The 13,630-nt window shown below is 44.7% G+C and carries 12 protein-coding genes and 1 pseudogene; 4 read left to right on the forward strand and 9 right to left on the reverse strand.

Annotation, left to right across the window (positions count from 1 at the left end):
* Nucleotides 1-3: 3 nt before the first annotated feature.
* Nucleotides 4-1,293 (reverse strand): erythromycin esterase family protein, encoded by a 1,290-nt coding sequence (locus tag K6T91_00125; protein MCL6471207.1) that lies wholly within the window; start codon nt 1,291-1,293, stop codon nt 4-6.
* Between the two features lie 588 nt (nt 1,294-1,881).
* Between K6T91_00125 and K6T91_00130 the strand changes: the two genes are divergently transcribed.
* From K6T91_00130 to K6T91_00140, 3 genes are all read left to right on the forward strand, one after another.
* The gene (locus K6T91_00130) at nt 1,882-2,760 is read left to right on the forward strand and encodes a transglycosylase SLT domain-containing protein (protein ID MCL6471208.1); all 879 of its coding nucleotides are present in this window, start codon (nt 1,882-1,884) and stop codon (nt 2,758-2,760) included.
* 283 nt (nt 2,761-3,043) lie between these two features.
* Nucleotides 3,044-3,568 (forward strand): cytochrome c, encoded by a 525-nt coding sequence (locus K6T91_00135; GenBank protein ID MCL6471209.1) that lies wholly within the window; start codon nt 3,044-3,046, stop codon nt 3,566-3,568.
* A 63-nt stretch (nt 3,569-3,631) separates the two neighbouring features.
* A complete protein-coding gene (locus K6T91_00140) occupies nt 3,632-3,853 on the forward strand; it encodes an SHOCT domain-containing protein (protein MCL6471210.1) in 222 nt (73 codons plus the stop codon).
* Nucleotides 3,854-4,016: 163 nt separating this feature from the next.
* Here the strand turns inward: K6T91_00140 and K6T91_00145 are convergent, their stop codons facing one another.
* From K6T91_00145 to K6T91_00165, 5 genes are all read right to left on the reverse strand, one after another.
* Nucleotides 4,017-5,261: an HD domain-containing protein gene (locus tag K6T91_00145; GenBank protein ID MCL6471211.1), complete on the reverse strand. Its 1,245-nt coding sequence runs from the start codon at nt 5,259-5,261 to the stop codon at nt 4,017-4,019.
* Complete coding sequence (locus K6T91_00150; GenBank protein ID MCL6471212.1) at nt 5,239-6,543, reverse strand: HD-GYP domain-containing protein; 1,305 nt, start codon at nt 6,541-6,543, stop codon at nt 5,239-5,241. The genes K6T91_00145 and K6T91_00150 overlap by 23 nt, the downstream gene beginning before the upstream one ends.
* Nucleotides 6,544-6,872: 329 nt before the next feature.
* Nucleotides 6,873-7,520, reverse strand: a complete 648-nt coding sequence (locus K6T91_00155) for a hypothetical protein (protein ID MCL6471213.1) — start codon at nt 7,518-7,520, stop codon at nt 6,873-6,875.
* Between the two features lie 125 nt (nt 7,521-7,645).
* Complete coding sequence (gene raiA, locus K6T91_00160; protein ID MCL6471214.1) at nt 7,646-8,206, reverse strand: ribosome-associated translation inhibitor RaiA; 561 nt, start codon at nt 8,204-8,206, stop codon at nt 7,646-7,648.
* A 349-nt stretch (nt 8,207-8,555) separates the two neighbouring features.
* Nucleotides 8,556-8,759 carry a cold shock domain-containing protein gene (locus K6T91_00165; protein MCL6471215.1) on the reverse strand — a complete coding sequence of 68 codons (204 nt, stop codon included), beginning with the start codon at nt 8,757-8,759 and terminating at the stop codon, nt 8,556-8,558.
* A 303-nt stretch (nt 8,760-9,062) separates the two neighbouring features.
* Between K6T91_00165 and K6T91_00170 the strand changes: the two genes are divergently transcribed.
* Nucleotides 9,063-9,830, forward strand: a complete 768-nt coding sequence (locus K6T91_00170) for a ComF family protein (protein MCL6471216.1) — start codon at nt 9,063-9,065, stop codon at nt 9,828-9,830.
* Nucleotides 9,831-10,188: 358 nt separating this feature from the next.
* Here the strand turns inward: K6T91_00170 and K6T91_00175 are convergent, their stop codons facing one another.
* From K6T91_00175 to ahcY, 3 genes and pseudogenes are all read right to left on the reverse strand, one after another.
* Entirely contained in the window at nt 10,189-11,127 is a 939-nt protein-coding gene (locus K6T91_00175) for an AEC family transporter (GenBank protein ID MCL6471217.1), read from the reverse strand.
* Nucleotides 11,128-12,171 (reverse strand): annotated as a pseudogene (gene mtnA, locus K6T91_00180) (S-methyl-5-thioribose-1-phosphate isomerase).
* Between the two features lie 202 nt (nt 12,172-12,373).
* A complete protein-coding gene (ahcY, locus tag K6T91_00185) occupies nt 12,374-13,630 on the reverse strand; it encodes an adenosylhomocysteinase (GenBank protein ID MCL6471218.1) in 1,257 nt (418 codons plus the stop codon).

Consider the following 13,630-nt stretch of genomic DNA (forward strand, 5'->3'; position numbering starts at 1 on the left):
TGGCTATACCGCCGATGGAAAAGTGCCCGGCATTTCTCCTGTTTTTGGTTCTGTCGGAAAAGGATGAAGCGCGGATGTTGTATCGATATGTAAAAAGGCATCATAGGCTTCATCTAGATACGTCTCTATGTAATTCGGAAACTCAGAATTTGGGTCGTAGACGACGCCAACTGTCCTATGGCTCCTTTTTTCCAAAAACAACTCATTTCTTGCCTTATGGCGTGAAAAAAGAAGGAGTCTATTTTTTTCGCCCAGGTTGTGCAACACGCTCTCCCAGCTGCCATATATCGCAGGCGGCAGCTCCATATCTCTTACTGGTGCATCCCAATCATAAGCAGCCACGACCCTGCCTTGAAAAGTGCCAAAACCGATAAGGTATGCCTCATCCTTCCCGAGTCTCTCCCTTACTAGTTGGCCTACGCTGGTCTCACTTCTATCTGCCATCTCGGTAGCCCCAGCATCGCATATATGGGCATTGTGTGCCCAAATTATCCCTTTTGCTTCAAAGGTTTTTCCATGGAACTCGCGTAGCCGAAAGAATGTGTTTGCCATGTGTTGCTCACGCAAGTTCCATGTATCTGGGTCACCTGTCGGCATAACCCGGTAATACCGTTCGGCATCTACGACAGCCAGAGCATTTTGCTCTGCATTGAACCTTTCCTCTGTATCCGCAGATTTTGCAGGCGGGAGATGCTGAAGCGAAGTTAAAAACTTCGCAATGTCTTCTTCGCACGATTCGGATACCAACGCGATTGTCCATTTATGCCCATCGATATCGCGCCTTTGCGGCTCAAAACACCGATAAACCTGCCTGGCGGTCTGTGCCGCTTCGGGGACTGTTTCCTCCAGGTACTTAACCGCCATACTTAGAGAGTCCCACAGGCTGTAAAAATCAAGGCCATAGAACCCAACCTTTTGCTCATCTGAAATGCCAGTATTATATTCTGCAAGCCATCTGATAAAATCCAGAGTTTCATAGTTTGCCCATATCCAGGTTGGCCAGCGGTTAAAAACATAAAGGATATCTTCTGCTTCCAGACCTCTATTTATTACGCCCTTGACATAGCGGTTTACCTCATAGCAATGAGGCCAGTCACCCTCAACCGAAACAAACGAAAATCCCTTTTCTTCAATAAGACGCTTGGTAATATTGGCCCGCCATTTATAAAACTCGGCCGTACCATGCGTCGATCCACCTATCAATACCGCGCGCCTGTGGCCGGCATGCTCTATTAGAAGGTCTAGATCACTTTCAGTTTCAAGAGAATATGAGATATTTTCTATATCGTCCATTGCACTCTTAAAGTACCCATTATCTTAGGCTTTTTGTCAGGATGCCAATAAAGGCATTTCGGGCGATCTGTTGCAAAGCATGGCAACTGCGTCTTTAATGTTTTTAAAGGTTCATAGTTAACAAAAACAACAAAGCATACAAAAGATTTCTGTAAGGAATACTAAACCCGCCATGGATGATATGAAAGTAAGCCTGCTAAAATGATTAGTTTTTAAAATTTTAAAAACTGCACTTAATCGAACAAATCGCTGATGTTAAGGCTGTTGTCTTAACTCATTCGCGCAGCTAATTGAGCTTGTAGTAAACTACAATATCTTTAAAACCACAACCGGTCAGTGCTTGATTCTTATTAAAAATCAGGCTAAGTTTAAACAAGCAATGGTTACAGTCAGCAATACCACCTGAATGTTGCATAATTACCGGCTAGATGGCTGACATAACCGCCTTAACAACTGGATTGACTCGCCGAGCGATTTGAGTCAAGTAGCATACTGGCACTAGACATCTACTTAGATATAACCCTACTGATTAAGCAATAATGAAGTCAGCAAACGTAGCAAGAAATCTCCTAGAATTGAAGGAATACGATGCCAAGATATGTAGTACTAATTATTAGCACACTGATTTTCAGCTCGTGTGTAAGCTCGCTTGTCTGGGTGGCCACGCAGCAAAGCGTTAAAGCCGAGATACCTAAAGAATCTAAAAAAGAGACAATAGCCATAACTAATAAACCAGTTAAAATACCCAAAACCGCTGCAGCAGTTACAGCGCTTGATACAACATCGACTATAAACGCAACTTCAACAGCCGAAGAAACTAAAACGCTTTCAGCCGAAACCACCCAGACACTTTTTATTAGCGAGGTAACAGCAACGGTACCAGCCGTAGAGACAACCTTTACATCTCTAACTCCCCTGTCAATTACAGGCTCGGAAACAACCGAAACGGCCCCAAGCGATACAGCAACCTCTACTGTTCTGGCTTCGCCAGAACAGGATGTCGTATCGGCTCAGCCATCACAGGATTCAACTTCCACTGCTCCCAGTCCGTTTGCCATTAAAGGATTGTCAACTCGCGACCTGGCGGCATCTGTTGCTGATAAATACGCCATCCCGCAAAACTTGTTTTTTGCGCTTATTAAACAAGAATCAGGCTGGAATTACAAAGCGTGCTCTAGGGTAGGAGCGCTAGGTTTAACCCAGGTAATGCCGTTTAACATTACTGCCATGGGTTATGATGTCGAGACGTTTAAGGACTCACCCGTACTCCAACTCGAGCTTGGCGCAAGAATCCTTAGTGAGAATTTCTCAACCTTTGGGCGTTGGGATTATGCGCTTGCGGCATATAATGCCGGCCCAAATGCAGTCATAAAGTATGGTGGAATCCCGCCGTATGAAGAAACCACAAATTATGTGCGCTCGATTCTTGCAATGGCTGAGCAGTATGAAAGCGAATCAAAACAATGATCAATCCGCACAGACTTAGCTACTATAAGATAAATCATCGCAGCACTTTTAGCCTGCTAGCTTACCCCTACTTTACCCTCTTATACCTTTGAAAAGCCCGAGTTTACATTATTCAGCTATAAAGACCAGTAGCGAAAAAGCCCTTAAGATAAGATTGAAGATAAATCTGAGAGAATTTGGCTACAAAATAACTGGCTGATGCGGCTTTAAAGCCAGCAGTTTACGTGCGTTTAGCTAAACCGTATAAGGGTACAAACGCCTCATAGTAAAAAGGAGCATAACAATGAGGTGGATTTTGCCAACCGCAATAATCCTAATAATAGTGGGGCTAGTCGGACTTTTTATAGTCAACTACTATATGTTTACACCAGCCCAGCCAGGCACTATCCGGGTACCTGTACGCGGACCTGGCACACCATTTCCTTCGGGAAGCTTTAGAAGCAACGGCGAGCAGATATTTTTTACTGGCACCAGCTCTAGAGATACTATAACAACCACAGGCGGGCCATTTTGGTTTCAGATGCATGGCGGGGGCTGCGCCACCTGCCACGGCCCGGATGGTCGCGGTGGTAGGGTTGTAATGATGGGTACTTTTGAGGCACCTAACATTACATACAAAGTTCTTACCGGCAAAGCCCCTGGCCTGGAAGAAGGACATAAACCTTTTACAGATAACCTCATTAAGCGTGCTATCACGCGGGGTATCGATTCGGAGGGAAACAGGTTAAGCTTGAATATGCCCCGCTGGCATATGTCTGATCAAGACCTAAACGACGTAATCAACTATCTAAAAACATTGGAGCCTTAAGAGGAGGAGTCAGTTATGCCATGCCCATTTTGACCCGGTGGAGGATTTGGCTTTGGAGGAGGCCTGGGATTTATAATCAGCCTAATTTTTACTTTAATATTGTTAGCTGGGCTCGGATTTTTGATCTGGTGGATAGTAAGGCAAGCAAGTGCAGGAAGGTATGGTGCTCCTGGCGGGCCACCGCCTACAAGCCGTGCCCTTGAAATCTTAAACGAAAGATATGTTAAAGGCGAGATTAGTAAAGAAGAATACGAGGAGAAAAAACGTGAATTAACAGCAGGTTAATTAAGAAGGAACGGCCCCCTGAAGCTTGCGAGTTTTCGCAAGAACTTGTAAGTTGGACCGGTTTGGAGCGTTGTTTTGCTGTTTAGCTTTTTCAGGGATATCAGGCGCGTCCTTATCCTCTCCAACGCTAGGCTTAAGAACTCCGACTTAAACCTAGCAAGATTTAGCTGACATACTCCATAAGTTTGCCCTGCTTGCGAAGTACATTAATTAACGCCCTTATGACCTTAGGGTCAAATTTCATACCCTGGTCTTTTTTCATCCGACTTATAGCCTGGTACGATGTTAGCTTTTCTTCAAAGGCATCCCCTCTTGTAAGCTTGTCGAAACAGCTTGCAGCGTTAATGATGCGTGCACCAATTGGAATATCCTCAGGCGATTTTGCGCGATCGATTGGAAAGTGATGCTTTCGAACCATATCTGCCGCGTCTTTTAGGAAATCTACCTGCTCCATAACCTCAGCACCCATTATGGCATGGGGAGCTTCCCCGCTTTGGGAGCTCGTCTGTTCAAGCAGCTGATCAAGGGAGTCCTCATCAACGCCAAGCAGCCCGATATCGTGAAGCAGTGCAGCATAACCGATTAGCTCTAATTCGCGACCGTGTATCCCTATCTCTTTAGCAATATCCACTGAGTAATTAGCAACCCTTCGCCCATGGCCATGGCGGCTTGGATTTTGAGCTTCAATTGCATTAGCCAGTGCCTCGATAGTCTTTCGGTAAACATTTCTGATGTCCAGAAAAGACTTAAAAGATAGCCTCGCTACCGATAGCGGAAGAAAAAATACTATAAGACTCCAGTAACCCATTCCCCTATACATAAGGGCAAGCAGCATGCCGATAGATGAAAGCGAGAGATATATTGGACCTAGAAACCGGATAGCGGATACAAAACCTGGGATATAAGGAGTCCCCCTTCTAAAAGCAATAGTTAGCTGATCTAAACCAAGATCGATTAAAATATAAACTCCGCACGCTATTAAAAGGGACAAAAGTCCGTAGAACGGTTCAATCTTTCCAGGCCTTCCGCCAACGTAGTAAAAAACATACGTTGAAGCGAAAGTCGCATTAATCTTAAGCGATAGCGGAAAGGCATTTCGGGCTAAAGCAATTTTAAATTGCTTTATGATAGCTGAAGCAATTATGCCTATTAGAATAATGACCAGAGTATCAGAAATTGGAAAGAGAATAATGCTTGCGATGATAACTGCCGTGTCAATGTGAAGCTTTCCGCCTTGGGGCAACTGGATATCGAGAAGCCTACTGCCCGCTAAAGCAGCAGCAAAAAGAAGCACGGGAAGGATATGCCCTGCCGAAAACCTCGGCAAGAAATAAACAAGTATTGCAAGCCCCGAGAGCATAGATAACGCCTGCAATAATATGAGTTTATACGGAATCTTCAATCGCAATTTTTAACTGCAACTCCTCTATCTCATAGTCCTTGTCTTCAAGCGATATACCTGAGGCTTTTATAAAAGCCTCGACAACCCTTGGGTCAAACTGGCTACCGCTACAGGCAACAAGCTCTGCAGCTGCTTCTTTAGCGCTTAAAGCCGGTCGGTAAGAGCGAGTCGATGTCATAGCGTCGTAGCTATCGGCAACGGTCATTATCCGAGCAAGAAGCGGTATCCTGTCTCCCGATAACCCTTCAGCATAGCCAGTACCGTTTAGCCGTTCGTGGTGATAGTAAACTGCAGGGACCGCTGATTTTAAGAAATCGATATCTCCTATTATCTCAGCCCCTATTCCAGGATGTGCCTGGATACGCTTAAACTCATCATTGGTAAGCCTCCCTGGCTTGTTCAGTATCCTGCGGGCAATACCAACTTTACCTATATCATGGAGAAGTGCGGCATAGCGAAGTGTTTCAATCTTATCGTCCGGGAGCTTCAGCTCTCTAGCCATCATCTCGGCATACCTGGCAACTCTTTCGGAATGACCTCGCGTATAAGGATCTTTTGCCTCAAGCGCCTGGACGAGCGCACTTACTGTATCGACATAAGCGCTTTTTAGGTTCATATAAACCTGAAAAGTCTGGCGGGCGATGAGAAGCGGAATGATAAGAAGAATTATGCTTGCCGGTCCGGATGTCACATATATTTGAGCAAGAATAAGGCCGAGGATACCGAGCGCATAGTAATTTGGGATCAGCCACTGGAAATTGTACCGCCAGGTATTGATAACCGACTCGTTATAGAGTAACGCCACCGCCAGAGCGATCAGGGCGGTATTTATGATGAAAAAAACGGTTGATGAGACAACTACCGGAAGGATAATAAACGGAAAATCAGATGCTGCAATGCTGCCGGTAGAGCCACCGAAAAGCATATAGGCATACCCCGCCGCAAAAGCGGATATGATGTAGTTGCAAGCGCTAAAGACCATCTTATACCAGGGTATCTTGTTTCTTATATCACTTATATTAACAACAGTAATTAAGCTTGCTATCGTGGCGACCCACGGCCCAAACATAAGAATTGTTGCAAATATTATCGAGAAGCTAACTGAGATAGAGGCCTTTTTAGGCAGCCCAATCGTAAACGAGTCGGCGATAAATATAAGCAGCGCAAAAAAAGCGACCTCAGTCCAGGGTACTTCTGGTTTCATGATCAGACTCACAACCAGAATCACTATCGCCGCTACATAAAGGCTATAAAAAAGTGCTCTTGCTCTTGTCGGGACATCTTTCACGACTTCAGGTGCTTTTGTATTATCTTTATTACTTGCTAGATAATTGCGGTTGCAAACTCACCGCATTTTCTAAATCTTAGATTTAGAAAATGCGGACCGACACCAAAAATCAAATTATCCTAACCGACCACCGGCGCCGCCGGCGAGTATTAGGCTTGCGAGGGCGGCAAGAGTCATTAAAATACGAGCCTTCACTTAAAGACCTCCTCTTTGGGTTTTCTCTCTACCTCCGCTAATTATTAGAGAGATCACTACCGCTCCGCTAGTTTAAGTTAAAATTGTTGAGTCAGTTTAAGTCCAAAATATTTGATGTCGGTCCAATACTCAGCTTATGCGGTTATCAAAATACCTAATCGCCTGTTTACAGCATCTAGAACCGCTTTTACTATTGTCTCGCGCTGGTCACCCTTTACAAAGGCACAACCTATGACCGTCTCCTCTTCGCTTATGCTTAGTATAGCAATTGATACGATAACTGCCATATCCCTGCCTAAACTAATAGCGGTGATATCCTCAAGTGAGAGGCAATAGGAATCTGGAATTAACTGTTCCACGGCTTTGATGGTAGCAAGAGCTACCAATCTTAGACGCCCTACCCTTGACGCAGGTCCTAATTCAACTCCCTCATACTTATTGCTGCCATACTCAAGAGTTACTGTAACCTGCGCCTTCTGGCCAAAAATCTCGTGTTTAACCGATGTAAGCTTTGGCCTTGAACTTGCTATCCTCGCATCCTGGGTATTTATCAAGGCAATACTTATCTTGCGGTGATTGACCGGAAGGCCGTACTTTGCCATTAAAACCGATTCGATATCGCGTGCTAATTGTTTCGGGCCCCTTGAAGAATCGGCTAGGATATGAATTTCTTCGATATTTTGTTCGGAATCTACGACTATTCGAGCTGCCTCAACTGCATCGATCTGACACAACGAGTTCTCAATCTCATCGAGCGAAAACTTCTCGACCATAGGACTCATGGTATATCCTTTGCAACTAAGTTCTTACTTGCTAAAAAAGTAAAAGCCCTACATACACTGCAACAACTGTTTTATCCGGCGGTCACATGGTTTATCAAGTGAGACATCTCACCATTCGAAATTCGTTAGGCCTTCCCGTGTATGGGTTCGATCAATCCATAGTTATGATCTTTTCTCTTGTATACGACATTAATTTCTTCAGTCTCCGCGTTGGTAAAAACAAAGAAGTCGTGTCCCAGCAGCTCCATCTGCATGGTGGCTTCTTCTGGGACCATCGGTTTGACCGCAACTTGTTTTACTTTGACGATTCTAGGCCCTCTTTCCTCCGCTTCGCCTTCCTCAATTTTTGCTTTTGCAATCTCGCCTAAACCTGGAGCGCTCTTCGACGACTTATACGTCTTGTTCTTATACCGTTTTACTTGCCTTTCAAGCTTGTCCACAACCATATCTATAGACGCATACATATCACCGGAAGATTCTTTTGCTCTGAGGATAGGCCCCTTTGGGAAAACAGTTACCTCAACGGTCTTAGAATTTACAATGCTGGGGTTTTTCTCATCGGTGAATTCGATCTCTATTTTCTGTATCTGGTCAAAGTATTTAGTTATCCTTCCTATTTTATCTTCTGCGTATGCGCGAAGCGCATCTGTGACATTTATGTGCCTGCCTTTAATGATGATTTCCATATTGCCACCCCCATCGGCGATCTTTGATTATCTCTATACCGATTATCTCTATATAAACCATCGGCTATATTTGAGGAGTAAATGACATAAACGGCTCGGTAATTAGATTTTTCCCGTTTATACTAATAGTTTACCTTAAAACGGAATCAATAGAAATTCAAAGCGATATGAGAGCCCTCCGTAGAAAGGCCTGGCTAAAACTTGCTTGGTTTATCCTCCCAGGTTAACCTGGTTTATTGGCAAGGCTACCTATTATTATAAACCAAGCAATAAAAAATAACACCGCTAAATGGAAAACCCCATGCATAAAAACACATGGGGTGTTGTTGGTCTTGGTTCTTATTTGCCCCTAAACCATTTTCTGCACATTTGCAGCCTGAGGACCGCGTTCACCCTGTACGATTTCAAACATCACTTTTTGCCCTTCGCTAAGGGTTCTAAAGCCGTCCTCAGCGATTGCAGAAAAGTGCACGAATACGTCATCTCCACTTTCTTGCTCGATGAATCCGTAGCCTTTTTCCGCGCTAAACCATTTGACCGTTCCCTGAAGCACGTGCACCTCCTAAAACATGCAACCAACAACTGAAGCCAAGCACTCCATGTGGTTTGTCAAATAACCAACATGATAGTGCCTCTAGTTTATACATATCATTAGACCGATTTATTGACCAGGTAAATATTGTCATATTGTTAAGTTATTCCATAACTAGCCAGGCCGTCTTGAACCAGTTTTAACATGTAAAACACCTCGTAAATGGCATAAGAGATAATTTACCGCTGTGAAAAATTATTTGGTAATAATTTTTTGCCCAAAGTTAATACATTTGTATTGTAAGACAACATTCGAAGGATGATAATGATTGTCAATAAAATAGTTAATCGTATCGGCAGGCATCTATTACTTACCCGCCATACAATTAATAAGGAAATGGCGCTTATGCTAAAGAGCATCCTTGATTTACTGTTTCCTCCAAGATGTAGAATTTGCAAAAAGGTAGCTTCTGATCCCATATGCGAAAGTTGCGCCGGAAGCTTTATGAGAATTGCTGGCAATCTTTGCACTAAATGCGGAAAGCCCTGTCTAAGAGAAGTAAGCATGTGCCGGGATTGTTCTGGTAAAACGCTCTACTTTACCTGCGCCCGTTCGGGTGGAAGTTATGCTGGAGCACTAAAAGATGCGATTCGCCATCTTAAGTACAAAAACGGCAAGAAGCTTGCCCCACACCTGGCCCGGTTTGCCTCTAAAGCAGCAGCCGAGTTCATCGATGATATCAGTGCAATCGCTTTTGTACCGCTGACTGCACAAAAAGAGGCAAAGCGTGGTTATAACCAATCGCACCTGATAGCGCAAGAGCTTGCAGCTATTTATAATAAACCGCTATACAGAGGGTTAATAAAAATTAAAAATACCCCTGATCAAAATAAACTTGGTCTTATTGAGAGGTCAAAAAATGTCAAGGGGGCTTTCGAGCTCAATTTACCTATAAAAGGTAAAATACTTCTGGTCGATGACGTATATACCACAGGAAGCACTGTAAACGAATGCGCACAGCAGCTTATAAAAGGCGGTGCGGAAGAGGTGTTCGTGTTAACTGTAGCAAGGACACCACTCGGTGGGACATAGCTTGACTACCCTGTTGTTATATTGCGAAATTGCAGGTACAATTTATTTCGAGGCTTCTGTTTAGGTCTGTGGTTGCCCCGGTATTTTCGGTTTTACCGGATGTGCCGGGTAGTCCAAGCTAGACGCAGGCGAAAGGATCCACGTAAGGCACGCGCCTCAGAATCTTTAAATGCGCAGGCTGAGCATGGTGCGTCTTAGGGGTAAGACCTGCCGTTCCAGTAGAACGAGAGGGGTTGCAGTGGCTTAAAAAGAGCTGCGAAGCCTCCAGCAGGCGAGTGTGGGGTCAAAGACCAGGTCAGCTAAACAGGAGCCCTCTTTATTGTGGATTTAGAAAGTGGATTGCCTCTAAGTTTACCGTTTATATAACCGCTCTCAACACATACTGCCACACTGGGATAGTCAGCATACTCAAAGATGTGGTTACAACTATTACTGTGGCTAAGAAATCAATGTCTAACCTGTAGCGCAAACCAATAACGAGTGAGAGCAAAAATGAGGGCATTGATGCTTCAAGGACAATAACACCTAGGTCCGTGCCGGCCATACCTACCATAACTCCACTGAACAACGCGACTAGCGGTGTTAAGAATAGCTTGATTAAAATCACCACTGCGATTGCAAGTTTATAATCCTTTGCCCTGGCAGGCTCAAGAGAAAGCCCAATGGTGAGCATGACTAATGGCACCGTGGCGTCAGCTAAAAACCCAATTGTATCGGCTAGGAATTTCGGCAATCCGATACCTTTTAAAGCTAGCGCAGGAATAAGTGCGGCAAACAAGCCAAGAAGCGGTGGGAACGTAAACATCTCTTTTAAAATATTTACCTTGCCCTCGCTCTCCCCATATCTCTGCGCAACGATAAGGCCAATTGTAAACGTGAAAACAACCGTGCCCGCGAGGTCATAGAAGACTGCTTTAACAAGATTTTGCAAGCCAAAGAGCTGTAGAGTCAAAGGATAGCCAAGGTAGCCGGTATTTCCGATTGCTGCAACAAGTATCAGGGCCCCTAAGGTTGGACGCCTTAGCCTCAAAAAGCGCCCGACAACAAAAGCTATTGCCATACTTACTGAGCCAATAGCAATAGCCAGGATGGGTATATTAATAAGCGATAGTGAAATCTTAGCCTCAAAGATAGCGCGAAAGATGAGTGCTGGCATCGTGAGGTAAATGATAATGTTATTAAGGGCGGCAGTATGCTCTTTTTTAAGAAGGCCAACCTTCTTGCTTAAAAAACCTACCGATATAAGTATTAAGACTGATAGAATAATATTGATCAGCTCGCCTATTTGGTTCCCCACCTATCGACGAGAAAATAGCTTTGCGATTGCATCCTTAAAGGGCGGCTTCAGCACTCCCCTATCGGTAACAATACCCGTCACCAGATGATTCGGCGTAACATCAAAAGCTGGGCTCGCTACTTTTATACCGTCCGGCGCGATTTTTACACCAGCAAACTGCGTTACCTCTTCTATTGCCCTCTCCTCTATTGGAATCTTGCTCCCATCGCTTAACGATATGTCAATAGTCGATAGTGGTGCGACTGTATAAAACGGAATATTGTGGGCTTTGGCTAAAACGGCTATAGTATAGGTGCCGATCTTGTTGGCAAAGTCCCCATTTGCCGTTATCCTGTCGGCCCCTACAAAGACTTTGTCTATCTCACCACGGCTCATTAAATGGCCGATCATGTTGTCGGTGATAAGCGTTACCGGAATTTTATCCTTCATGAGCTCCCATGTGGTAAGGCGTGCCCCCTGAAGTAGCGGCCGCGTCTCGCCAATATATACATGCACTTTCTTTCCTTGCCCGTGCGCTGAGCGCACCACTGCAAGTGCGGTACCGTAGCCTACGGTTGCAAGCGCACCTGCATTTCAATGGTGAAGAATATTGTCTCCGCTTTTTACAAGCTTGGCACCGTACTCACCCATTCTCTTGCTCATGGCAAGTTCTTCCTCTGCAATAGCCTCAGCCTCTTCTTTCAAAACCCTTTTCAATCTGCTAACTGAAAGATGCTCGTTTGCATAGGCTTTCTTCTTCATGCGCTCCAAAGCCCAGAAAAGATTTACAGCAGTGGGCCTGGTTGCACCTAAAACTTGAGCAGCTTTCTCAAGCTCTTTTAAAAACTCCGAAGTGCTTTTTGCGCTGGATTGCTGTGCTGCAAGCACCATACCATAAGCAGCGGCAACACCAATCGCCGGAGCACCCCGCACGCTTAAGACCTTTATTGCTTTGGCAACCCGATGGTAATCATCCGTCTCTATATATTCTTCCTTAAGAGGCAGCTTGGTCTGGTCTATTAAGACCACCTTGCCCCTATTCCACCAAATTGTCCGCATCGCAATTCCTTTCAACCTGCGCCTTGTATATGCATTAGATTGATTATCAGATAAAGTGGTGCATATTTTCAAGTTAAAAGGGCGGATACAAGATCCGCCCTTTCGATAATCGATAATTGATAACCAAGAATCAACCGAATCGAAAATAGTCAGAGCCAACAAAGACCCTTTCTTTCTAACTTTTCCCTCATTAATCCAATCGATTTTTCTACGTCCCCATCTCCCATGAATGCAGATACTTATCCTGCTCCTCGGTAAGCTTATCGATGCGTATCCCCATCGAATCGAGCTTCAGTCTTGCAATATTGGCATCAATCTCAGGCGGCACGGCATAAACTTTTTTCTCCAACTTCTCGGCATTGTTTAGCATATACTCGGCTGAGAGTGCCTGGTTTGCAAAGCTCATGTCCATAACGCTTGCCGGGTGACCCTCAGCAGCTGCAAGATTAACCAGGCGGCCGTCCGCCAGTAGATGTATTTTCCTTCCACCATCTAATGTATATTCCTCGACAAAATCACGAACTGGCTTATGAGATACCGCCATATCCTCTAAGGCAGGAATATTTATCTCGACATTAAAGTGGCCACTGTTAGCTATAATTGCCCCGTCCTTCATAACTTCAAAATGCCTTTTATCAATGACGTGCAGGTCGCCAGTTACCGTTACCCAAACATCAGCAATCATTGCAGCCTCAATCGATGGCAACACCCGAAATCCATCCATTACTGCTTCAAGAGCTCTTAGCGGATTTACTTCCGTTATCACCACATTGGCTCCCATCCCTTTTGCGCGCATGGCAACCCCTTTACCACACCATCCATACCCTGAGACAACAAACGTCTTTCCGGCAAGCAGGATGTTAGTTGCCCGCAGTATCCCATCGATCGTGCTTTGGCCTGTACCATAACGGTTATCAAAGAAATGTTTTGTTTGCGCATCGTTTACAGCAACAATCGGGTATTTTAAGACTCCCTGCTCAGCCATACTTTTAAGCCTTATAACACCTGTCGTCGTCTCTTCAGTTCCTCCAATAACATCGTTAAGCTTTTCGGTTCTCTCTGTATGAAGAACCGAGACTAAATCAGCTCCATCATCCATAGTGATTTTAGGCCCATGGTCTATGGCTGCCTTGATATGGTCGTAGTAGGTCTTCTCGTCTTCTCCCTTAATTGCGAAAACTGGGATTTCATAGTCCTTTACCAAAGATGCTGCAACGTCATCCTGTGTGCTTAAAGGGTTGGAAGCACAAAGAACCACATCCGCACCGCCAGCTTTAAGGGTCCTCATAAGGTTAGCTGTCTCAGATGTGACATGAAGGCAAGCGGACATTCTTACCCCCTCCAGGGGCTTTTCCTTCTCAAAACGCGCTCTTATAAGACCTAAAACCGGCATGTCTTTATCGGCCCATTCGATTCTTCTTTTCCCATGCTCTGCCAGGTTAAGATCTTTTACATCGTAATCCAT

The sequence above is a fragment of the Bacillota bacterium genome (assembly GCA_023511485.1).
Lineage (GTDB): Bacteria > Actinomycetota > Aquicultoria > Aquicultorales > Aquicultoraceae > CADDYS01.

Bases quoted from the DNA above. Each gene is read 5' to 3' on its own strand.
- K6T91_00125 (MCL6471207.1), bottom strand. From the start codon at position 1,293: ATGGACGATATAGAAAATATCTCATATTCTCTTGAAACTGAAAGTGAT.
- K6T91_00130 (MCL6471208.1), top strand. From the start codon at position 1,882: ATGCCAAGATATGTAGTACTAATTATTAGCACACTGATTTTCAGCTCG.
- K6T91_00135 (MCL6471209.1), top strand. From the start codon at position 3,044: ATGAGGTGGATTTTGCCAACCGCAATAATCCTAATAATAGTGGGGCTA.
- K6T91_00155 (MCL6471213.1), bottom strand. From the start codon at position 7,520: ATGAGTCCTATGGTCGAGAAGTTTTCGCTCGATGAGATTGAGAACTCG.
- raiA (MCL6471214.1), bottom strand. From the start codon at position 8,206: ATGGAAATCATCATTAAAGGCAGGCACATAAATGTCACAGATGCGCTT.
- K6T91_00170 (MCL6471216.1), top strand. From the start codon at position 9,063: ATGATTGTCAATAAAATAGTTAATCGTATCGGCAGGCATCTATTACTT.
- ahcY (MCL6471218.1), bottom strand. From the start codon at position 13,630: ATGGATTACGATGTAAAAGATCTTAACCTGGCAGAGCATGGGAAAAGA.